Source organism: Citrobacter freundii complex sp. CFNIH9 (genome assembly GCF_002903305.1).
In the GTDB taxonomy this organism is placed as follows: domain Bacteria; phylum Pseudomonadota; class Gammaproteobacteria; order Enterobacterales; family Enterobacteriaceae; genus Citrobacter; species Citrobacter portucalensis.
On the sequence record NZ_CP026238.1, the window covers coordinates 2,565,416 to 2,587,381 of the forward strand.

The following is a 21,966-nucleotide window of genomic DNA, read 5'->3' on the forward strand; positions in this document are numbered from 1 at the left end:
CCGCGTAAACTTCCCACCCATACAAACGATGAACAGTACCTACTGGCGTGGTTTCAAATGACTTTCCAGCCAGGGCAGCATCTGTTTTTTACGGCTAAGCATACCTTCGACCTTGCAAGGCTGCGGGATGTCTGAAAGTTCTGATCCAGCAAACCATAGGCTGGTGTCACCCAGATTGATGTCAGTGAGCATCAGCACGACTAACGCAGCGTTCTTTTCTTCTGCATAGCGCGCCATTTCCTGACGGAGATCGTCCAGCACCGCATCCACCTGTTGCAGCGCATAAAGTTCGAGCTGCGCGACACAGACTGAATGTCCATGGATGGTGAAGGTTTTAATGTCTTTCTGCAAAAGTTCCCGGGCGCTCATCCCTTCCACACTTGTTTTAGCTGACAGCAGGTCGCGACTGAAAGCGTCAAGATCCACTCCGGTTTTTTGGGCCAGCGCATCAACCGCCAGGCGATCGTCAGTGGTCGTCGTTGGTGAACGAAGCGTGACAGTGTCACTCAATACGGCGCCGAGCAGTAAAACAGCCTCAGCTGAAGATAATTGATTGCGTTGATCCTCCGTCATCAGTTGCCACAGCAGGGTTGCGCTACTGCCGACAGGCTTCACCCACACTTCCGGTGGCAGACGGGTGACTAACCCACCAAGTCGGTGATGATCGATAATTCCCACCACGTTACTTTCTGTTAACGATTCCGGTCCCTGGGCCGGCTCGGTGAAATCGACCAGCCAGACATCACGATCGGTCAGTTCAAACGTCAACCGTTCAGGCATCGTCAGCCCCGCATGCTCAAAGATAAACTGCGTTTCGCGGTTAGGCTCGCCCAAACGCCATGCCGTCGCCTGCTGGCCACGTAAACTAAGCCAACGCGCCGTCATTGCGGCGGTGCAGATGGCATCGCTATCGGGATTAAGGTGCCCTATTACATGTATCATTCATCAGTGCCTTGTGAAGAGAAATCGTTCAAAAGTAAACAATCACCAAAGTATAACGACTGGCCACACTCCCTTCCATGATCCCACCACCCAGCAATGCTGTACAAAACATAAGCAAAACAAATCAGTTGTAAGTAAAACATGATAAATGTTAATAATATTTTGCTATCAGGTTATCAAAAACAAACAACTTTACTTGTCACCGATACGGCTCTGTTTTTAACATCGCTTATGGAAAAAAATGTTCTGTTCAATCAGCGCATTCGCTTGCGCCACCTTCATACTTTTGTCGCCGTTGCACAGCAGGGAACGTTGGGGCGCGCGGCTGAGACCCTTAACCTGAGCCAACCGGCTCTCTCCAAAACGCTAAATGAACTGGAGCAACTGACCGGGACCCGGCTCTTTGAGCGTGGCCGCCTTGGCGCGCAGTTAACGCTGCCCGGAGAACAGTTTCTTACCCACGCGGTAAGAGTGCTGGATGCGCTCAACACCGCCGGACAAGCGTTAAATCAGCGCGAAGAGTCGCAGACTGATGTCGTACGGATCGGGGCCTTACCCACCGCGGCACTGGGCATTCTGCCTGCGGTAATTGGTCCTTTCCACAAGCAGCAAATGGAGACCACGCTACAGGTCGCCACCATGAGCAATCCGATGATTCTGGCAGGTTTAAAATCCGGGGAAATCGATCTTGGCATTGGTCGCATGGCCGATCCGGAATTAATGGTCGGTCTGAACTATGAATTGTTGTTTCTGGAATCACTTAAACTGGTCGTGCGCCCTAACCATCCGCTGTTGCAGGAAACCATCACGTTAAGTCGGGTAATGGAGTGGCCGGTGGTGGTTTCGCCAAAAGGAACCGCGCCTCGCCAGCACGCAGAAGCATTGTTGCAAAGTCAGGGTTGTAAAATGCCGCCAGGCTGCATTGAAACGCTATCAGCATCGCTTTCCCGCCAGCTGACGGTTGATTACGACTATGTGTGGTTTGTCCCTTCAGGCGCGGTTAGAGAGGATTTACGCCAGGCGACGCTGGTGTCGTTGCCGATACCTACCCACGGTGCGGGTGAACCCATCGGTATTCTTACCCGTGTCGATGTGCAACTCTCTCAGGCCGCGCAGATCCTTATCGCCGCAATACGCAAAACCGTACCGTTTTGATGCCAAATATTAAGGGACCATCAGGTCCCTTAATTTATTGTTAAAACGTTTCCCAGTTATCGCCACTGGCCGTTGCCGTCTGCGGACGCGATTGGTCAGGCGTAGTGCTTACGGGAGGGCGTTTAATTGCACTCGTTCCCGTTAAGCGAAATGTACCTACGGCTTCCGTTAAGCGCGCCGCCTGCTCTTCGAGAGAGGCCGCCGCAGCCGATGCTTCTTCAACCAGCGAGGCATTTTGCTGCGTAACCTTATCCATTTCTGATATCGCCTGGCTCACCTGTACGATACCCCGGCTCTGCTCATCAGAAGCCGCCGCGATTTCCAGCATGATATCGGTCACGCGTTTTACCGCGTCGACAATATCCGTCATCGTATTGCCCGCCGCAACGACTTCTCCGGAGCCCTGGTCAATCAGTCGGACCGATTCGCTGATCAATCCTTCAATCTCTTTTGCCGCCTGAGCGCTGCGGCTTGCCAACGTACGGACTTCACTGGCGACCACGGCAAATCCACGCCCCTGCTCTCCTGCCCGCGCCGCCTCAACCGCAGCGTTCAGTGCCAGGATATTGGTCTGGAAAGCAATGCTATTAATCACGGCTGTGATTTCGGAGATTTTCTTCGAACTCGTTGAGATATTACCCATGGTTTTCACCACGCCAGAAACCATCTGACCGCCCCGGCTGGCCTTACCGGACGCATCTTCCGCCAGCTTGCTTGCGTGATGCGCGTTGTCGGCGTTTTGCTTCACCGTGGCCGTCAGCTCTTCCATGCTGGCTGCCGTTTGTTCAATCGCTGCGGCCTGTTGTTCAGTACGTGAAGACAGATCGGTATTACCCGCCGAAATCTCGCTGGTACCGCGGTAGATTTCTTCCGCGCCCTGACGTACCGTGCCCACCGTTTTCCCCAACGATCGTTGCATTGTCTGTAGGTGACGGCTCAGACGGCCAATTTCGCTACGCCCGGTCGGTTCATCTTGCATCGTCAGATCGCCCGCGGAAATTTGCTCAATACGCTTGGCCGCGCGTAGCAGAGGGTGAATGACCGTGCGGCGCAGAACAATGAACGTCATTACGGTCAGCGCCAGCGCCAGGACAAATGCGCCCAGCATAAAAGCCATACCAAGCTGTGTCCGTTGGTGCGCCAGCTCTCCTAACTGAATCGCCCTGGCGGTGCGGATGTCGATCGCTTTCAACAATACTTTGTTGTAAGCAGTATCCAGCGATCTGGCATGTTCGTTTTCATGGTTGATAATGGCTTCAAACATACCGTTTCTGGCGTACTTCAACATGGGCTGTAAACCGTCGGTATAGGCTTTGAAGCTGGCGCTCAGTTCAGCATCTAGCGCTTCATCAGCAGACGTTTTTACCGCACGCGACATATACGCGTTAAAACCGTCCTGCGATTGCTTAATACGTTTTTCTGCCTCGGCGATATTCGCCTTCATATCATCCATTTCGGCGATACGGCTCGCCGCGCCTGCGTGGATCATGTTGATACGCGCGGTGCGTAAGTGGTTAGAGCTGTTAGATAACCCCATCCTGACCTGAATCTCATCGGTCACGTCGCGCTGATCGCGATCGGCCTGCATAAGAAAATAGCTTGCCAGCCCAGAACTTAGGGCGAACAGCAGGAGAATGCCACCGAGAATGGAGGAAAACAGCGGAACCAGCCGGATTTGATGCAGAAAGCCCAGTTTATGCTGGGCTTGCATCGATGTAGTGTTGTCCATGACCGTCGACTCTCTTGTAGGGTTTATGCGTGAAAACACGCCCGTTAGATAGTCATCGGCAATCCGGGAAGTTTACTTACCGTGAAAAGCGCCGGATTCGTCACACTTTCACAACATAATTCTAAAAAATTCAGGAAAGTGCCAGCGGTTAAATCCGCTGGCCAATGAATCAGTTATCGCCAAAGTGGATAACGGTACGGATGGACTTACCCTGATGCATTAAATCGAACGCTTCGTTAATCTGCTCCAGCGGTAAACGGTGGGTAATAAAGGGATCCAACTGAATTTTCCCACTCATTGCTTCTTCAACCATGCCTGGAAGCTGAGTACGCCCTTTCACACCGCCAAACGCGGAACCGCGCCAGACACGCCCGGTAACCAGCTGGAACGGACGAGTTTTGATCTCTTGCCCTGCTCCCGCCACGCCAATGATGATGCTTTCGCCCCATCCTTTATGGCAACATTCCAGTGCCGCGCGCATCACGTTAACGTTGCCGATACATTCAAAGCTAAAATCCACGCCGCCGTCGGTCAGCTCAACGATCACATCCTGAATCGGTTTGTCGTAATCCTTTGGGTTGATGAAATCGGTCGCGCCCATTTCACCTGCCAGCTTAAATTTTTCCGGATTGGTATCAACGGCCAGAATACGCCCGGCTTTCGCCTGCACCGCGCCCTGAATTACCGCCAGACCAATACCGCCCAGACCAAATACGGCGACGGTGTCGCCTTCTTTCACTTTTGCGGTGTTATGGACTGCTCCGATACCGGTGGTCACGCCACAACCCAGCAGACACACTTTGTCCAGCGGGGCCTGCGGGTTAACCTTCGCCAGAGAGATCTCCGCGCAAACGGTGTATTCGCTGAAGGTGCTGGTGCCCATATAGTGATAAATCGGCTCACCGTTATACGAGAAGCGCGTTGTGCCATCCGGCATCAGACCTTTGCCCTGGGTCGCACGTACGGCCTGACACAAGTTGGTTTTACCCGATTTACAGAACTTACACTCGCCGCACTCTGCGGTGTACAGCGGGATCACATGATCGCCCGGTTTCAGACTGGTGACACCTTCGCCTACTTCAACCACAATGCCGCCACCTTCATGGCCAAGTACCACCGGGAATACGCCTTCCGGATCGTCGCCAGAGAGCGTAAAGGCGTCGGTGTGGCACACGCCGGTATGGGTAATTTTAACCAGCACTTCACCTTTCTTTGGCGGTGCGACGTCGATTTCGACAATTTTTAACGGTTGGCCGGGGCCGAATGCAACTGCTGCACGTGATTTCATTTGTCTCTTCCCATTATTGCGAGGTGATGATGTTATTTTAGATAAGCACGCAGAAGATGGCCGATTTCAGCCATGCGCACGGCACGCTGGTCTGGCGTTGTTTCTCCGCTGACCAGCTCGTCTTTCAGATGGCTCTCAACCATTTCGCCCATCAGGCCATTGGATGCACCGCGCACGGCGGCAATTTGCTGCAGGATTGCCAGACACGGTTCGCCAGATTCCAGTGCACGCTCAAGCGCATCAACTTGACCGCGAATACGGCGTACACGGGTGAGAATGCGTTTCTTGTCTTCAGGTGAATGCGGCATACGCCCTCCGGATACTATAGGGGGGTATACTATCAGATTTGTTATTTCATTGTAAAATATAAGACTTATTTAATATCAGTAGCTTAGATTAAGCTGTTATCGGATATATGCGGACACCCGTTTACTATCGCCTGCACAGGCAAACGGAACCCCGGTTTATATCCACAGCGCTATGTGGGTATGAATGACTGTCGCCAGTTCCCGCTGGCGGCGGTCAACCACCTTCTAATAGTCACTACGCTGCGATGGAGCTGGGTGCTGATTACTGGCAATAAAAAACCGCCCAAGGCCGGCTGATTTTGATGTGTAACGGTTTAGCTAATTGGTTGATGATTAGTGTCTAATATCATTTCCCAAATATTGAAATTCTCTTCAGTACATCTGGCCATAAGATAAAGCTGTCGCCCTGGCTGTGCGAAATTACCAATACGATACTCGATCTGTTCACCACCTGATTAGACACAAAAATTTCTTTCATCCGAAGGTTGTGCTGCGCCCCTTTTATTTTACGCTCGCTAATTTAACGACGGACCTTCGTTAACCACTTCGGCTCCCCCCCCTTTTTCATTACCTAAATATATAATTCCATGTTTTATGACTTAATTAACTTCATATTTATTCTTGATGATGATTAACATCACTTAATGATAACTTACAAAAACAATTAAATTTAAAGCGTAATGTTTTATTGTGGGCTTTTTTATTAATACAAGGAAACGTTATGAGCTGGAATAAAGATGCTGCCGTTAATTACGCACGAAATCACGCAGGAAGTGCCAGTCAACATAGATGCGCTCATTTTGTCTCTAATGCCGTACGCGCTGGCGGCGCTAGACTCATCAATACAAACTATGCAAAAGATATGGCGTTTAACCTACGTGCAGCAGGCTTTCGAGCTGTTTATGGCGCCCCAATGAAAGGCGATGTTGCTGTAATACAACCGATCGCTGGCCATCCGGCGGGACATGCTTGCATTTACGGCGGTGATGGCACCTGGTATTCAGATTATAAACAAAACAGCATGTACCCTGGCAATAATTGGGCATCTGCGGCACCGTCTTATCAATTATTCAGGCACAATTGATATGAAATTATTAATATTTACCAGCCTACTAATCTGCACTTCCGCGTTCGCGACTGTTTCCCCTACTGGCCCAGAGGCAGCAGCATTGAAGTTTAATCACTGGTATATTGCACAATTGTTAAAAGAGAAAAATCCTTTAACGGATTACGCTGGACTTAAACCTTACGTCACTACCAGCACGATTGCCGCATTGAAAAAATCTAATGCGGCTGACCCCAATACCGAAGACGTACCGGACTCTGATATGTTTATCAAAGCCCAGGATTATAGTGAAGACTGGCGGCAGATCGAGATTGTGTCGTCAGATTATGATCCCGTGTGTATGCAAGTTTATGTGTCGTTTGGAACGAAAAAAGCACATACCGTTATCGACTGTATGGTGCAGGAAGGCGGGGCCTGGAAAGTTCAATCTGTAGCCAGACAGGATATCTTGCCGAACATCAGTCTAAAGTAATCTATGTAAAGCCCGTTAATTCGTACGGGCTTCATTCCCCTTAATTATTTTTTCGTTGCGCTATAAGCTTGCGCAAATCGATACCAAACCGTTTTTTAATACCCCGAAGATAACTTCCTTCAGCCCCTTATAACCGAGCATACCCAACACAAACACGATCTCATTGTGTGTAAATGTGACCTCGCCAACTTGCGGGATAGTGAACGTTACGTTTGGGAGGTGAGCTGCTGCAAACATCATGATCACTGCCCCGATCAGGACGTCACCGCAACATTCACGGAACTTTCCACCCCAATGAAAAAACCGAACGATAACGCCCAGGGCAACCAGGATTACTAATTTATGGTTCACCGCAGCAGATTTATCAATACCTCATCACAGGCCATCGCGAGGGAACGGATATTATTCAGCATTTCAAGGAGTACGGCAGCAGAGAAACGCAGCATCACAAGTTTGTATTACTGCCAGGACTAAAAAAAATTGTTTTTTTATCACATTAATTTGAACAACACACGGATGGGTTTTAATTGTGTAAGATGCTCCCAAAGATTATGTAAATTAATAAGACCTGCCTGAGCTAATATTGCTATCGTGATCATCAATGTGGACGCGGTAATCACAAGCATCAAACGACTAATATTTTTCTGGATCCTGATCTGCTGCTTTTCCCGTTTATCTTCAGATTCCCATGAAACAATTGTTGAAATAGCCTTGCCTTGTATATAATATTTTTCATCACTAAATCTGACATCTTCTGTAATTACAAGTGACTGGAGAAGCAGAAAGACCTTCCTCCTGAAATCTTCATTCTTGATATGTTTATACCAAAGCGTCCCGTACAATAGATCAATAACCTCATCACATGTTACTCCAGTGTGAGTTTTCTCTAGCGATTGATGTACATATTCGTTCACCAGCATCTGTAGCAACATTATACGATCAAGTCCACTCAACGCCTTGTTACTGGCGAATGAAGAAAAGAGATTGCTTTTTGCTCTCGTCAGAGCATTTTTTGCATAAGCAATACGTGTGAAATAATTTATTGCAAAAAGAAAAATCGAATCAAACCTTAATGGACCTTGCTTTCTCCAATGAATAATCTCAACATTCATTTTTTCAATATCATTGAGTTGAAGGTTTATTTTCTCCATATAGGCGTGCTGATCAGCATGCCATTTTTCAAGCACAACATTTTTGCCTCTTAGGCTCACAAGCTGATATTTTTCTTGTTTTACATCCGAAAAATAAACACCATAGTAATTATATACTTGATCATCCACATGATTTTTCAGAGTAAACCGTGGCAGAAAATAACGCCATAATCTACCTTTAGCTCTCGAAACTAAGGATTCTATGAACATGATTACGCTCTAACATCTTTAATTTGTCACAGTTAATGATAGTTCACTGTACGAATAAAAAAGCCCTCCCCATTCGATAATGTGGAGGGCTTTTGTACACCGATTTAGTGCTTATCAGTGATCTCAACAACGACATGGCGATCTGGAGCAAGGCAATTAATCAGCTGCTGTCCGGTCTGCCCATCACAACTGGATCCCGTGACAGAATCACTCGAACCATGTCCTTGTGCAGTAATATTTGCAGCTGGCATGCCTAACGCGACTAATTCATCGGCAACAGCCTGCGCGCGCTGGGCTGACAGTTGCTGGTTATAATCTGCGGCTCCGGTGCGATCGCTATAGCCAATAACAACGGTCGCTTTGTCTTTGGCCGGTTGCAGACCGGGATTTCGGTATAACTGCGCAATCGCCGCTTTCCCTTCTGGGGTTAATGCTGCTGAATCATAACCAAACATCACATCAGATTTTAAGTTAAAACGCTGAGTTTCAGGCGCAGGAGTTGCGGCAACAGCCGGTGCAGGCGTAACCTCCGCGTCGTCATGCTGGCCAAAGCGATATGACAACCCAGCGGTAACGGAACTAACATCACTTGATACGCCAATCTGGTTTTCATTACCCACATTGCTCACCCATTGATATTCCACGCGGCCAGCCCAGTTCTTGTTAAAGGCATATTCCGTACCAACAGCCACAACCGGACGCACACCAGTATCAAAGCGGTTATTGCCTTTAATATCTGACTCCGCGCGATATCCCATTGCCCCTGCACGACCGTAGAGATCCCAATCATCAGTCAAACCATAACTTGCTTTCAGCGATAATTGCAGACCCTGGCTTTTCATTTGAGAACCTGAAGAACCATTTTTACCGTTGAATTGCATATTACCTAAATAATCATAGCCGCCTTCAACTGCCAGCCATGGAGTAATCTGGTAGCCTGTAAATACCCCGCCACCGACGTTATCGCTATCAAAACCAACATCACCATATTTATTACCATTGGCCCCCGTTTGCTGGCTTGCGCTGGTATCAAAGTAATGTGACCAACCAAATTTCCCACCAGCATACCAGGTTCCCGCATCCGCTGCGGCAAATGCCGTAGTCGCGGTCAGCGCATTTGCAATAATGAGTGTAATAAGCGTCTTTTTCATAAATTTCCTATTATAGACTTGCCGTTTGTCAGTTAGTTATCTGTTAGTCGGCGCTACAATAAGATTTTTAATGAAGGCTGATAATCGTTTTTTTATTTATTTCTGGACAGTTTTATAATCGCTCTGGACGCTTATTTACGATAACAATGACTATCCCACCCGCAGTAAATCGCTATATCTCGTTGTATAACGCGGTGAAAGCATATCTCGCTTCATTGCCCACGGTTGTTGTATACCTTGTCCGGCAAAATAGAGTGTTCCTTTACCCTTTTCAGCATTGAGTGTATCCAGAACGGCCATCAGCTTATCGCTGTTATGCCGTGGGGCGTTGTCATCAAACAGATTCAACTGCGCAACGCCAGAACTAAAAAAATCGCCCAGCATGACCCCTGCTTTTTGATAACGCAGCCCCTCCCGCCATATTGCGTCCAGGCTACGTGTGGCCGCCCTTATAATTTCCCGACTATCCTGGGTTGGTGTCAGCAGTTTTATCGATGCGCTGTTACCGTAATACGGTTCATTCAGGGAAAATGGGCTGGTTTTGATAAACGTAGAGATAAACCGGCAGAACTGGTGCTCTCTGCGTAATTTTTCCGCAGCACGTGCAGCATAGGTACAAATAGCCTCTCTCATCGCATTGTAATCCGTGAGTTTTTCACCAAACGATCTTGAACAAATGATCTCCTGCTTAACTGGCGCAAACTCTTCCAACGCCAGGCACGGTTCACCGCGCAATTCCCGCACAGTGCGCTCAAGCACGACGTTGAAATGTTTGCGGATAAAGCGAATATCGGTATCCGCCAGGTCGCAGACCGTTTTAATACCCATGGCGTCCAGTTTTTTACTGATACGGCGTCCGACACCCCAGACTTCATCAACCGGGAGCGCAGCCATCAGCTTACGCTGACGCTCAATATTCGAGAGATCCACCACCCCGCCAGTCTGTTCCTGCCACTTTTTGGCAGCATGGTTCGCCAGCTTGGCCAGGGTTTTGGTCTGGGCGATACCGACCCCAACCGTGAGGCGTGTTTTCTGTAAAATGGTTTCTCTGATTTCACGACCAAAATCTGTAAGATCCCTGCAGTTTCGCACGCCGGTTAAATCACAAAAGGCTTCATCGATACTGTACATTTCCACGCGCGGAGACAGCGCCTCCAGAATCGACATTACCCTGCTGCTCATATCCGCATACAGCTCGTAGTTCGAACTAAAGCAGAACACGCCGCAGCGCCTGAACAGATCTTTCTGTTTGAAGTATGGTGCTCCCATATTGACGCCAAGCGCCTTCGCTTCCGCGCTGCTGGCAATGACACAACCATCATTATTTGAAAGAACAACAACGGGTTTACCTTTCAGGTCCGGTCGGAATGCCGATTCACAACTGGCATAAAACGAATTAACATCCACCAGCGCAAACATAATCAGCCCGCGGATTTAATGATAAATGTCACCACACCAAATATATCCAGTGTGTCCTCGCTGCCGATCATGATCGGCGCGTAGGCGCTGTTCTCTGGCTTCAACATCACCACCGGATGCAATTGCAGGCGCTTAACGGTGAATTCGCCTTCAATAGCAGCAATCACAATGTCTCCGTGGGCCGCTTTTCTGGCACTGTCGACTACCAGCAAGTCGCCAGCACCGATCCCTGCCCCCATCATGGAGTCGCCAGACGATTTAACAAAATAGGTTGCGCTGGGATGCTGCACCAACAGGTCGTTAAGATCGATACGTTTCTCAACGTAATCCTGCGCCGGAGAAGGAAAACCGCAGGGCACGAGATCGCTAAATAGCGGGAATTGTTTGATTTCGCGATGTTCTACTGGCTGGAAAAACAACATAATAATCTGCCTCTCATGTAACTGTATTTATATACAGTAGTTTTAATGAGGACAGTGATCAAGTGACAGACGTGGCGAACTGAGCGTTGTTTAATCATCTTGCCGGTAAGCGTTTATGCTATCTGGAAAAATAATTTTCGGTTTTATTCCACAGAAGAAAGTACAAATTTTCGCGACATGTACTCAGCCGGAATGATAACGACTACGGCGCCCTGAAAGCGCGTATAGTGGCGTACTAAAATCATTAAAACGGACACATTATGACCACCGCAGGGAAAAGTCATCCGCTGGCCATTGGCGGCCTCATCACCTTAACGCTCATCTGGAGCTACAGCTGGATCGCGATGAAACAGGTCACGCACTACATCGGCGCGTTCGACTTCACCGCACTACGCTGTTCTTTTGGCGCATTATTGTTATTCATCGTTCTGTTACTGCGTGGCCGAGGAATGCGCCCGACACCTTTCGGCTATACGTTAGCGATCGCCTTACTACAAACATGCGGCATGGTTGGATTATCACAATGGGCGCTAGTCAGCGGCGGCGCAGGTAAAGTAGCCATACTGAGTTATACCATGCCATTCTGGGTGGTGATTATGGCCGCCATTTTCCTCGGTGAACGCATGCGGCGTTTACAGTATTTCGCCATTGCCGTGGCAGCTGCGGGATTATTGCTGGTTTTACAGCCATGGCAACTGAACTTTGCCTCAATGCAGAGCGCGCTACTGGCGATCCTTTCTGGGATCAGTTGGGGGGCCAGCGCGATTGTCGCCAAGCGAATGTATACCCGCCATCCGAATATCGATCTGTTAGCGCTGACCGCATGGCAGATGCTGTATGCCGCGCTGGTGATGAGCCTGGTGGCCTGGCTGGTTCCACAGCGAGATCCAGACTGGCAACCTGTCGTTTTCTGGGCATTAGCTTATAGCGCCGTGCTGGCGACGGCGCTGGCATGGAGTTTATGGCTGTTTGTGTTGCGTAACTTACCAGCCAGTATTGCCAGCTTAAGTACGCTGGCGGTACCTGTCTGTGGCGTTCTGTTTTCCTGGTGGTTGCTGGGTGAAGAGCCTGGCGTTGTTGAAGGTTGCGGTATTGTGCTGATTGTTGTTGCGCTGGCTATCGTCAGCCTGAAAAAACGCGTCTCCCAGGTTCAAAGCGTACGAAAAGCACCATCCTGCGAAAATTAATCGGCTAAAAAAATGCCCCGCATTTGCGGGGCGTTACCTCAGGAGCGTTTACGCGGCATCATGCGCAATAGCGTATTATCCTTCCAGAAATAGTGATGCATCAGGGCGGCAACGGCATGCAGACCAATAACAAAATAACCCAGGTTTGCCAGCGTCACGTGCCAGGACTTCAGCATATCCACTAAATCAAAGTTAGCCTCTGCCGCATGCGGCATAACGATGCCGAATGCAATCCACGGATTACCCCGGTTGTACATCATCACCAGCCCAATAATAGGCAGTACAATAAACAACAGATAGATAACCAGATGCCCCAGATGCGCCATGCCGGTCATCATTGGCTTTGGTTTTGGCACAATCGGCGGTGCCGGATATTTCAGCCTGACCAGCAGACGCGCCACCATCAGCGTTAATATCGTGATACCACAGGATACGTGCACCATGTTGAATAAGGGACGATAGCTGCGCGGGAAAAATCCGCGAAACTCCATGGCGCTATAGGCCACAATAACTAACAAAAAGACCAGCCAGTGAATACCGATTTGCAGGCCAGAATACTTATTCCCCATAACACTTCCTGAATAAAAACAATAATGCGTCAACATAACGGGCTTTTGTTAAAAATTCATTAACTTTTGTTCACCCATTTTCAGTCGCTTACGCTTAACCGCAAGAACCGCTATTGCCGAGGATGCCTGTCTGGACTAAGCCTGGTAAGGAAAATATGTCGTACCGCCTCATCCTGACAGGAGAAAACCATGAGTAAAATTGGCATTAACGGTTTTGGTCGTATCGGTCGTCTGGTATTGCGTCGGCTACTGGAAGTCAAAAGCAACGTGGAGGTTGTGGCCATTAATGACCTCACCTCGCCCAAAATTCTCGCCTATCTGTTAAAGCACGATTCAAACTACGGCCCGTTTCCCTGGAGCATCGACTTTACCGAAGACGCGCTGATTGTCGACGGTAAAAAAATCGCAGTCTACGCAGAAAAAGAGGCCAAAAATATCCCGTGGAAAACCACTGGCGCTGAGATAATCATCGAATGCACCGGTTTTTATACCTCGACAGAAAAAGCCAACGCACACCTGGATGCAGGTGCCAAAAAAGTGCTGATATCCGCCCCGGCTGGCGACATGAAGACCATTGTCTTTAACGTCAACGACGACACAATGGATGCGAACGATCGGATTATCTCGGTCGCATCGTGCACCACCAACTGCCTGGCACCGATGGCGAAAGCGCTGCACGATAGCTTCGGTATTCAGCTTGGCACTATGACCACCATCCACGCCTACACGGGAACGCAGTCGCTGGTTGATGGTCCACGCGGGAAAGATCTGCGCGCCTCGCGGGCAGCAGCAGAGAACATCATTCCCCATACCACTGGTGCCGCCAAGGCCATTGGTCTGGTTATTCCGGCGTTGAGCGGAAAATTAAAAGGCCATGCCCAGCGTGTTCCGGTGAAAACAGGATCTGTCACGGAACTGGTATCGATATTGGGGAAAAAAGTCACTGCTGAAGAGGTCAACAACGCGCTGAAAAAAGCCACGCAAAATAATGAGTCGTTTGGTTATACCGACGAGGAAATCGTCTCGTCAGATGTCATTGGCTCGCATTTCGGTTCGGTATTTGATTCAACACAAACCGAGATTACCGAAGTTGGCGATCTGCAGCTGGTAAAAACCGTCGCCTGGTACGATAACGAATACGGTTTTGTCACCCAGCTTATTCGTACGCTGGATAAATTTATCAAGCTCTAATGTTCTGGCGGAGGCCTGCCTCCGCCCTCTTTCATTTCCCGCGAATTCAATACGTTGTGAGTCTCTCCCCGTTTTCGATTCACTGACTGTGCTATAGCTAACCTTTGCCACTGAGGGAGCATAGTAATGGAAGCACTGAGTCGTGAAACGTTAGAAAACATGATGGAGCAAGCCGTTGCCCACGCAACCACCGTCTCATTCTGGCCGCAGAGTGAAGCCCCCGGAGCAAAAAACAGCGATGCGGTGTTTACGCCTGAACCCCGACATACAGGAACATCTCAGTATGATCGTGCGGTCACCGGTATTCGTGCCCCGGAAATTACCGTTTATGCCCCCGAAAAACCTAACGGCGTAGGGATCCTTGTTACACCGGGAGGTTCTTACCGTCGCGTGGTGATGGATAAAGAAGGCAGCGTACTGGCACCATTCTTTAACGCCCGCGGTTATACCCTGTTTGTGATGACCTACCGCATGCCGGGTGATGGCCATGAGGAAGGTGCAAACGCGCCGCTGGCCGATGCCCAGCGCGCCATGCGCTACATTCGCGCCAACGCCCATGAATGGAAAATTAACCCTGATCGTATCGGTGTGTTGGGCTTTTCTTCCGGTGGTCACGTGGCCGCCAGCCTGGGAACCCGGTTTGCCGAACCGGTTTATACACCGATTGATAGCATAGACGAGCAACCAACGCGTCCTGCGTTCATGGCGTTGGTCTACCCGGTGATTACTCTGCGTGAAGACATCGGCCACCCGGGCTCTCGTCTTGAGCTGGTTGGCGCTACGCCCGAAAAGGAAGATCTGCGCCACTATTCTCTGGAAGAGCGAGTGGATAGCACAACGCCGCCGACGTTCCTGCTACACGCCATCGACGATCCGGCGGTGAAAGTAGAAAACAGCCTAGTTTTCTTTAATTCTCTACGTGGGCTGGGTGTTCCGGTCGAAATGCATCTGTTTGAACGCGGTAAGCACGGGTTTGGTATTCGCGATGCGCAAGGGTTACCGCTGGCCATCTGGCCGGAAATGATGATGAACTGGATCGCCACCAAAATGTGAGAATTGCGCCGGGTGGCGTACAGGCTCACCCGGCGAAAAACTTAAGACTGCAAATACACTACCTGTGTTTGCAGGTATTCATTCAGACCGTGTTTACCATCTGCCCCGCCAATCCCGGACTTGCGCCAGCCAGCGTGGAAGCCCTGCATCGCCTCGAAGTTTTCGCGATTAATATAGGTTTCGCCAAACTTCAGCCCCTTAATCGCCTTCATTGCCGTATTCAGATTCTGCGTATAGATCGATGAGGTCAGTCCGTAGTCGCTGTCATTGGCCATCGTCAGCGCCTGTTCCAGCGTATCAAATGCCACCACCGGCAGCACCGGACCAAACGTCTCCTCGTGCATAATCGCCATATCCTGGCGCACGTCTAACAGTAACGTCGGCGGATAGTAATAACCTTTACCGGCAACGGCTTTACCACCCAGCACCACACGGGCGCCTTCCTGCACCGCTCGCTCGACTTTTTGCTCTACACGCGCCAGCGCAGCGGCATTAATCAGCGGCCCCATCGCAATGTCATTGCGTTCGGCCGGATTGCCAAACTGCACGGCTTTCATCGCCTCACCCAGACGATTAACGAACTGGTCATAGATACCTTTCTGAACGTATACGCGCTCTGCACAGTTGCATACCTGTCCGGTATTGATCACCCGCGAGTCAACAATAGCCTTCACCGCCAGCTCAAGGTCAGCATCGTCCATCACGATAGCTGGAGCTTTACCACCCAACTCCAGACAAACTTTGGTGATGTTTTTGGCCGCTGCGGCCATAATTTTCTCACCCGCACCGACGCTACCGGTCATACTCACCATGGCGACCTTCGGGTTTCCGGCCAGCTCCTGCCCGACCGTTTCACCGCGTCCCAGCACCAGGTTAAAGACCCCGCGCGGTAAACCAATGTCATCAACAATTTTGGCAAAGGCGATGGCGTTATTCGGTGTGAATTCACTCGGCTTAACGACGATGGTATTTCCCGTCAGCAAGGCGGGAGCCAGTTTGCGGGCAATCAGGAAAAACGGGAAGTTCCACGGCAGAATGCCCGTCGTCACGCCCAGTGCACGCTTAAACAGCAGGATATTCTCACCCGGACGATCGCTTTGCAGGATCTCGCCTTCATAGCGACGCGCCCACTCCGCCATGTAATCGATATAGTCGGCGGTAAACGCGACTTCAACGTCAGCCAGTTGTTGAATTTTTCCACCTTCCGCCACAATCAACGCGCTGATTTCATCGGCTCGCTGGCGGATACCTGCAGAAATTTTGCGTAACCAGTTTGCCCGTTCAATGGCAGGCAACGCTTCCCAATGCGGCTGAGCGCGATCCGTGGCATCGATCGCTTTACGCGCATCTTCGGCACGCCCATCGGGAATTCGCGAGATAATCTCTTCCGTGGCCGGATTGACGACATCAATCCAGGCGTCATCGTGCCAGGTCACAAACTGCCCATCGATATACATAGGATGTTGTACGGGTACTGACATGCGGCTCTCCTGTGACTGATTTGTTTTTAACAAGTAAAACTATTGTTAATTAATATCAATCATGCATGACGCATTATCGCTGGAGTGGCGGTTCTGTGAACTGCTTCATAAAAGCGTCTGGAAAAGTAAGAATAAAGAGAAAAACCAGGTGGGATTTCTGCCCGTTTACCGTAAAACGCCGACAAACGGGCAGCAAGAATTACAGAGAACGGCTCTCCAGTAAGTCGGTCAACGCGGTATCATTTTTTAGCTGCTGCCAGGCTTGCTCGACGTCCTGGGGTATATCAACATGTACGATAAAATCGTGTCCACAGGGCCCGTAGCCGGTTGCATCATCACGCAGGCGCGGAAGTTCACCGGTAATGAGAGAAAGGTAGCGTTCTACCGACCACAGACCTTCTGCGGCAGGCACAAAATCCACGCCGTTGTGCTGTTGGGCCAGTTCAGGAATGAAACCAGGGAAACTCAACCAGCGCGGCGCATGCGACTCATCGCGGGTGACGCGCTGAAACGTGGCCATTGTGCGGCGTTGCATAGTGGGATCCTGCACCACTATGACGGTATGAATACTTTCTGCCGCCTGATTCAGTAATGCACAGCTAAACCGGGCATTCTCACCGCAGTTTGTCGACTGATCTTCCACCCAAATTTTCTCACCCGGAATTTGCCAGAACTGGTGAGCAATATCGGCAAGGATCGCCGCTTCCGCGCGTCCGGTAGTACGAATGATGTTATAACGCGGATGCTGGGCAATCGCATCATACAGAAAGCGCGTGGAATGACCGATACCACCGCTAATCAGCAAGGGAACCTGTTGCTCTTTCGCGATCCGACAGGCGGCGTCGATGGTCGGAATAACCGCGTTCCCTGCCAGAATCACGCAATCTGACTGAACGGTGATATTCCCCGTAAAATCATTCTGCGCCAGCCATCGCCCTACGGTATTGATAGCCGCAAGGGTGGTTGCGGAAAGTGTCGGAAACTGATTCATATTGATGACTCCTGGTGTTTATCTTTACCGGGTACAGATGCCGGATGGCGGCTACACCTCATCCGGCCTACGGCCCTGCACCGATTTATCCCGAAATCTGCTCCATCGCCTGCAGAATACGTTTATCGGAGATCGGATACGGCGTACCAAACTGCTGGGCAAAATAGCTGACGCGCAGCTCTTCTATCATCCAGCGGATCTCTTTGACATCGGCATCTTGACGGCGCGCGGGAGGCAGTTTATTGAACCACTGCTGCCAGGCCTGCTGCACACTGTCCACTTTCAGCATCTGTGCACGGTCACGGTGCGGATCGATAGCCAGTTTTTCCAGACGTTTTTCAATAGCCTGCAAATAACGCAACGTATCGCCCAGACGTTTGAAACCATTGCCGGTAACAAACCCGCGATACACCAGTCCGCCCATTTGCGATTTGATATCCGCGAGACCCAGCGCCATGGTCATATCCACGCGCCCTTTCAGACGTTTGTTGATATTAAACACTGCGGTCAGGATCTGTTCGACCTGCTTCGCAATCTCCACCACCGTATCGTTCAGTTCAGCCCGCACTTTCTCATGCAGCGCGGTAAAGCCTTCTTCAGTCCACACCGGGCCACCGTTGGCGTCAATTAACTGATCCACACCGCAGGAGATACAGTCGTCAATCAAATCCAGAACTTTACCGTATGGGTTAAAGTACAGCCCCAGCTTGGCTTTATTGGGCAGCTTCTCGTGCAAATATTTGATTGGCGAAGGAATATTCAGCAGCAACAGGCGGCGTAAACCGCACCACATCGCCTGCTGTTGTTCCAACGGATTATCAAACAGTTTGATGGCAACGCTGTCACGCTCATCGACCAGCGCCGGCCACGCTTTCACCTTATAGTTACCGCGTTTTTGTTCGTAACTTTCCGGAAGCTGACCGAAGCTCCAGATGTGCAACCCGCTCTGTTCGATGCCGTCATCGGCCACCGCAGACAATGTTTCCTGAACTTTACCCTTCAGCGCATCCTTCAAATCTTGCAGCGAACGCCCTTCCTGTAGCTTCTTATTTTTATCATCCACCACCCGGAAGGTGATTTTTAGGTGATCGGGCACCTGATCCCAGTGCCAGTCTTCACGGTCAACGGTAACGCCGGTCATGCGGCGCAGTTCACGCTCCAGCGAGTCCAGCAGCGGCAGTTCCAGCGGTGTGACGCGGCCTAAAAACGCTTCCGCATAGTTCGGCGCGGGCACAAAGTTGCGTCGTACCGGTTTTGGTAACGACTTAATCAGGGCAATCACCAGTTCGCGGCGCAGCCCCGGGATTTGCCATTCAAAACCGCTCTCTTCGATCTGATTAAGCAGCGGGAGTGGAATATGTACGGTCACACCGTCCGCATCGGCTCCAGGTTCGAACTGGTAGCTCAGGCGCAGCTTAAGGTTACCCTGATGCCAGAAGTTCGGATAATCCAGCTTACTGATTTTCTCCGCACCCTCTTTGATGAGCATGCTCTTTTCAAAGTTGAGCAGATCCGGTGTTTCACGGTTGACCTTTTTCCACCAGCTATCAAAGTGACGAGCAGAAACCACGTCATGGCTGATGCGTTGGTCGTAAAACTCAAACAGCGTCTCATCATCGACCAGAATGTCGCGACGGCGTGATTTGTGCTCTAACTCTTCCACTTCAGCCCGTAACTTCAGATTGTCACGGAAAAACGCATGGCGCGTTTGCCAGTCGCCTTCCACCAGCGCATGACGAATGAACAGTTCACGCGACAACGCGGGATCGATCTGGCTGTAATTTACCTTACGGGCCGCAACAATCGGTAAGCCGTAGACAGTGACTTTTTCTGTCGCCATCACAGCACCCTGCGCGCGTTCCCAGTGCGGTTCACTGTATGAACGTTTGATCAGATGCTGGGCTACCGGCTCCACCCATTCGGGATCGATACGCGCGGCAATGCGTCCCCACAGTCGGCTGGTTTCCACCAGCTCCGCGACCATCGTCCACTTCGGCGGTTTTTTGAATAAACCTGAACCCGGGAAGATCGAGAAGCGAGCGTTACGCGCCCCGGTAAACTCCTGCTTATCGGTATCTTTCATCCCGATGTGCGACAGTAAACCGGTCAGCAACGCGACGTGGATCTCCCTATATTCAGCAGGTTCGCTGTTGACCGGAATACCCAGCTCTTTCACCACCTGGCGCAGTTGCGTGTAGATATCCTGCCACTCACGCACGCGCAGGTAGTTCAGAAAATCAAGTTTGCACTGGCGACGGAACTGGTTTGACGACAGCGCTTTTTGCTGCTCGCCGAGATAGTTCCACAGGTTCACAAATGCAAGAAAATCAGACTCTTTGTCATGGAAGCGGCGGTGCTTCTCGTCGGAAGCTTGCTGCTTGTCCATCGGGCGCTCGCGCGGATCCTGAATGGACAGCGCTGAGGTGATGATCATCGCTTCGCGCACACAACCATGTTTTTGTGCTTCCAGCACCATTCGCGCCAGCCGTGGGTCTACCGGAAGTTGCGACAGCTGACGGCCCAACGGCGTTAACTTGTATGCAGTTGCCTGTTCGTCGGTGGTTATCGCCCCCAACTCTTCGAGCAGGCGTACACCGTCCTGAATATTGCGCTTATCCGGCGCTTCAACAAACGGGAACGCCGCGATATCGCCCAGCCCCAACGCGGTCATCTGCAAAATAACGGATGCCAGGTTGGTACGCAGGATCTCCGGGTCGGTAAACTCCGGGCGCGACAGGAAATCATCTTCGGAATACAGACGAATACAGATCCCTTCCGAAACACGACCGCAGCGACCTTTACGCTGGTTAGCAGAGGCCTGCGACACCGGTTCAATCGGCAAGCGCTGAACTTTGGTGCGGTAACTGTAACGGCTGATACGCGCGGTGCCCGGGTCAATTACGTATTTGATTCCCGGAACGGTCAGCGACGTTTCCGCCACGTTGGTCGCCAGCACGATACGGCGACCGCTGTGCGACTGAAACACGCGGTTCTGTTCGCTGTTTGAAAGACGCGCATACAGCGGTAGCACTTCGGTATGGCGCAAATCCAGCTTATTCAGCGCATCGGCGGTATCGCGAATTTCACGTTCGCCGCTCATGAAGATCAGAATATCGCCTGGCCCTTCACGCCCCAGTTCATCTACGGCATCAAAAATTGCCTGCAGCTGGTCACGCTCAGTGTCATCTGCATCTTCAACAATTGGACGATAGCGCACTTCCACCGGATACGTTCGGCCGGAGACTTCGATAATCGGCGCGTTATTGAAATGCTTTGAAAAACGTTCAGGATCGATGGTCGCCGAAGTGATGATAATTTTTAGATCCGGGCGACGCGGTAGAAGTTCTTTCAGATAGCCGAGCAGAAAATCGATATTCAGACTGCGTTCATGCGCTTCATCGATGATGATGGTGTCGTACTGCATTAGCAGCCGATCCTGTTGGATTTCTGCCAGCAGGATACCGTCCGTCATCAGCTTGACCATGGTGTTATCACTGACATGATCGCTGAAACGAACCTTATAACCGATACAGCCGCCCGGCTCAGTCTGCAGCTCTTCCGCAATACGGTTCGCCACGGTGCGCGCCGCCAGACGGCGCGGCTGGGTATGGCCTATCAGCCCTTTTACCCCGCGCCCCAGTTCCATACATATTTTGGGTAACTGGGTGGTTTTCCCCGAACCGGTCTCACCGGCGACAATCACCACCTGATGGTCGCGAATAGCCTCCAGAATATCCTGTTTTTTCTGGCTGACGGGCAGGTTTTCCGGGTAGCTAATTTCCGGACGCGCCGCTTCACGCAGCACAACTTTACCGGCTGCCAGTTCAATCTCTTTTGCCATCTCCTGGTAAATGGCCTGTTGTGCATCAGGATTTTTAACCTTCTTCACACCGTGCAGGCGGCGGGCAAAACGCTGTCTGTCACGCAGCATCAGTGAGTCCAGCTGTTGCTGCAACATGTTGAAGGTTAATTTTTGTTGTTCTGTCATAGCGTTAAAAGGCAGTGCTCTGCCGGGTTAAATCTCTTTTAGATGATGGGTATAGAGTACCACATCGGCGCTTTTCATGTGTTGTTCAATAATTTCGAACATAGGATTCGATATATTGCGCTATCACTGCGACAGGATTGTGAATAAAGTGTCAACAAGCAACGGGGCACTACCCCTTCAAACACATAAAAGG

At 50.6% G+C, this 21,966-nt stretch carries 18 protein-coding genes; 6 read left to right on the forward strand and 12 right to left on the reverse strand.

The genetic code is table 11. The annotated features are described in order from the left end of the window. Nucleotides 1–39 precede the first annotated feature (39 nt). Nucleotides 40–942, reverse strand: coding sequence for a manganese-dependent inorganic pyrophosphatase (locus C2U43_RS12985; RefSeq protein WP_103285259.1), 903 nt, complete (start codon nt 940–942; stop codon nt 40–42). Between the two features lie 231 nt (nt 943–1,173). Between C2U43_RS12985 and pcaQ the strand changes: the two genes are divergently transcribed. Next, nucleotides 1,174–2,097 (forward strand): pca operon transcription factor PcaQ, encoded by a 924-nt coding sequence (pcaQ, locus tag C2U43_RS12990; protein ID WP_003020288.1) that lies wholly within the window; start codon nt 1,174–1,176, stop codon nt 2,095–2,097. Nucleotides 2,098–2,137: 40 nt separating this feature from the next. Here the strand turns inward: pcaQ and C2U43_RS12995 are convergent, their stop codons facing one another. From C2U43_RS12995 to C2U43_RS13010, 3 genes are all read right to left on the reverse strand, one after another. Next, nucleotides 2,138–3,826 (reverse strand): methyl-accepting chemotaxis protein, encoded by a 1,689-nt coding sequence (locus C2U43_RS12995; RefSeq protein ID WP_103285260.1) that lies wholly within the window; start codon nt 3,824–3,826, stop codon nt 2,138–2,140. 169 nt (nt 3,827–3,995) lie between these two features. Further along, nucleotides 3,996–5,114 carry an S-(hydroxymethyl)glutathione dehydrogenase/class III alcohol dehydrogenase gene (locus C2U43_RS13005; RefSeq protein ID WP_103285261.1) on the reverse strand — a complete coding sequence of 373 codons (1,119 nt, stop codon included), beginning with the start codon at nt 5,112–5,114 and terminating at the stop codon, nt 3,996–3,998. Nucleotides 5,115–5,146: 32 nt separating this feature from the next. After that, complete coding sequence (locus tag C2U43_RS13010) at nt 5,147–5,422, reverse strand: metal/formaldehyde-sensitive transcriptional repressor (protein WP_103285262.1); 276 nt, start codon at nt 5,420–5,422, stop codon at nt 5,147–5,149. Nucleotides 5,423–6,143: 721 nt separating this feature from the next. Between C2U43_RS13010 and C2U43_RS13015 the strand changes: the two genes are divergently transcribed. Then, nucleotides 6,144–6,506, forward strand: coding sequence for a CHAP domain-containing protein (locus C2U43_RS13015; RefSeq protein WP_103285263.1), 363 nt, complete (start codon nt 6,144–6,146; stop codon nt 6,504–6,506). Nucleotide 6,507: 1 nt separating this feature from the next. Then, entirely contained in the window at nt 6,508–6,960 is a 453-nt protein-coding gene (locus tag C2U43_RS13020; RefSeq protein WP_182315638.1) for a DUF3828 domain-containing protein, read from the forward strand. A gap of 491 nt (nt 6,961–7,451) precedes the next feature. On the opposite strand, the gene C2U43_RS13030 is transcribed toward C2U43_RS13020, so the two are convergent. The 4 genes from C2U43_RS13030 to C2U43_RS13045 form a co-directional block, all read right to left on the reverse strand. After that, nucleotides 7,452–8,240: a hypothetical protein gene (locus tag C2U43_RS13030; protein WP_103285264.1), complete on the reverse strand. Its 789-nt coding sequence runs from the start codon at nt 8,238–8,240 to the stop codon at nt 7,452–7,454. A gap of 185 nt (nt 8,241–8,425) precedes the next feature. Beyond that, nucleotides 8,426–9,472 (reverse strand): porin OmpA, encoded by a 1,047-nt coding sequence (gene ompA / locus C2U43_RS13035; protein ID WP_103285265.1) that lies wholly within the window; start codon nt 9,470–9,472, stop codon nt 8,426–8,428. Between the two features lie 150 nt (nt 9,473–9,622). Continuing rightward, nucleotides 9,623–10,891, reverse strand: coding sequence for a Y-family DNA polymerase (locus tag C2U43_RS13040; RefSeq protein ID WP_103285266.1), 1,269 nt, complete (start codon nt 10,889–10,891; stop codon nt 9,623–9,625). A gap of 2 nt (nt 10,892–10,893) precedes the next feature. Continuing rightward, on the reverse strand, nt 10,894–11,313 hold the full coding sequence (locus tag C2U43_RS13045) for a translesion error-prone DNA polymerase V autoproteolytic subunit (RefSeq protein ID WP_032943548.1): 420 nt from the start codon (nt 11,311–11,313) through the stop codon (nt 10,894–10,896). Between the two features lie 260 nt (nt 11,314–11,573). Here C2U43_RS13045 and C2U43_RS13050 point away from each other — a divergent pair, with 260 nt between their 5' ends. Then, entirely contained in the window at nt 11,574–12,500 is a 927-nt protein-coding gene (locus tag C2U43_RS13050) for a DMT family transporter (protein WP_079934082.1), read from the forward strand. A gap of 38 nt (nt 12,501–12,538) precedes the next feature. Here C2U43_RS13050 and cybB read toward each other — a convergent pair whose 3' ends face one another. Beyond that, nucleotides 12,539–13,069, reverse strand: a complete 531-nt coding sequence (cybB, locus tag C2U43_RS13055; RefSeq protein WP_008784870.1) for a cytochrome b561 — start codon at nt 13,067–13,069, stop codon at nt 12,539–12,541. A gap of 189 nt (nt 13,070–13,258) precedes the next feature. Between cybB and gap the strand changes: the two genes are divergently transcribed. Continuing rightward, entirely contained in the window at nt 13,259–14,260 is a 1,002-nt protein-coding gene (gene gap, locus C2U43_RS13060; RefSeq protein WP_032943550.1) for a type I glyceraldehyde-3-phosphate dehydrogenase, read from the forward strand. A gap of 126 nt (nt 14,261–14,386) precedes the next feature. Then, nucleotides 14,387–15,313 (forward strand): alpha/beta hydrolase, encoded by a 927-nt coding sequence (locus C2U43_RS13065; RefSeq protein WP_103285267.1) that lies wholly within the window; start codon nt 14,387–14,389, stop codon nt 15,311–15,313. 41 nt (nt 15,314–15,354) lie between these two features. Here the strand turns inward: C2U43_RS13065 and aldA are convergent, their stop codons facing one another. The 3 genes from aldA to hrpA form a co-directional block, all read right to left on the reverse strand. Next, nucleotides 15,355–16,794, reverse strand: coding sequence for an aldehyde dehydrogenase (gene aldA / locus C2U43_RS13070; protein WP_103285268.1), 1,440 nt, complete (start codon nt 16,792–16,794; stop codon nt 15,355–15,357). Between the two features lie 199 nt (nt 16,795–16,993). Then, nucleotides 16,994–17,785, reverse strand: coding sequence for a YdcF family protein (locus tag C2U43_RS13075; RefSeq protein WP_103285269.1), 792 nt, complete (start codon nt 17,783–17,785; stop codon nt 16,994–16,996). Between the two features lie 85 nt (nt 17,786–17,870). After that, a complete protein-coding gene (gene hrpA, locus C2U43_RS13080) occupies nt 17,871–21,773 on the reverse strand; it encodes an ATP-dependent RNA helicase HrpA (RefSeq protein ID WP_103285270.1) in 3,903 nt (1,300 codons plus the stop codon). Nucleotides 21,774–21,966: the final 193 nt, after the last annotated feature.

Excerpts from the sequence above, each read along its gene's own strand:
- C2U43_RS13065 (WP_103285267.1), top strand. The coding sequence starts at position 14,387 with ATGGAAGCACTGAGTCGTGAAACGTTAGAAAACATGATGGAGCAAGCC.
- C2U43_RS13005 (WP_103285261.1), bottom strand. The coding sequence starts at position 5,114 with ATGAAATCACGTGCAGCAGTTGCATTCGGCCCCGGCCAACCGTTAAAA.
- C2U43_RS12995 (WP_103285260.1), bottom strand. The coding sequence starts at position 3,826 with ATGGACAACACTACATCGATGCAAGCCCAGCATAAACTGGGCTTTCTG.
- C2U43_RS13010 (WP_103285262.1), bottom strand. The coding sequence starts at position 5,422 with ATGCCGCATTCACCTGAAGACAAGAAACGCATTCTCACCCGTGTACGC.
- cybB (WP_008784870.1), bottom strand. The coding sequence starts at position 13,069 with ATGGGGAATAAGTATTCTGGCCTGCAAATCGGTATTCACTGGCTGGTC.
- C2U43_RS13040 (WP_103285266.1), bottom strand. The coding sequence starts at position 10,891 with ATGTTTGCGCTGGTGGATGTTAATTCGTTTTATGCCAGTTGTGAATCG.
- C2U43_RS12985 (WP_103285259.1), bottom strand. The coding sequence starts at position 942 with ATGATACATGTAATAGGGCACCTTAATCCCGATAGCGATGCCATCTGC.
- C2U43_RS13015 (WP_103285263.1), top strand. The coding sequence starts at position 6,144 with ATGAGCTGGAATAAAGATGCTGCCGTTAATTACGCACGAAATCACGCA.
- C2U43_RS13020 (WP_182315638.1), top strand. The coding sequence starts at position 6,508 with ATGAAATTATTAATATTTACCAGCCTACTAATCTGCACTTCCGCGTTC.
- ompA (WP_103285265.1), bottom strand. The coding sequence starts at position 9,472 with ATGAAAAAGACGCTTATTACACTCATTATTGCAAATGCGCTGACCGCG.
- hrpA (WP_103285270.1), bottom strand. The coding sequence starts at position 21,773 with ATGACAGAACAACAAAAATTAACCTTCAACATGTTGCAGCAACAGCTG.
- pcaQ (WP_003020288.1), top strand. The coding sequence starts at position 1,174 with ATGGAAAAAAATGTTCTGTTCAATCAGCGCATTCGCTTGCGCCACCTT.
- gap (WP_032943550.1), top strand. The coding sequence starts at position 13,259 with ATGAGTAAAATTGGCATTAACGGTTTTGGTCGTATCGGTCGTCTGGTA.
- C2U43_RS13075 (WP_103285269.1), bottom strand. The coding sequence starts at position 17,785 with ATGAATCAGTTTCCGACACTTTCCGCAACCACCCTTGCGGCTATCAAT.
- C2U43_RS13045 (WP_032943548.1), bottom strand. The coding sequence starts at position 11,313 with ATGTTGTTTTTCCAGCCAGTAGAACATCGCGAAATCAAACAATTCCCG.
- aldA (WP_103285268.1), bottom strand. The coding sequence starts at position 16,794 with ATGTCAGTACCCGTACAACATCCTATGTATATCGATGGGCAGTTTGTG.
- C2U43_RS13050 (WP_079934082.1), top strand. The coding sequence starts at position 11,574 with ATGACCACCGCAGGGAAAAGTCATCCGCTGGCCATTGGCGGCCTCATC.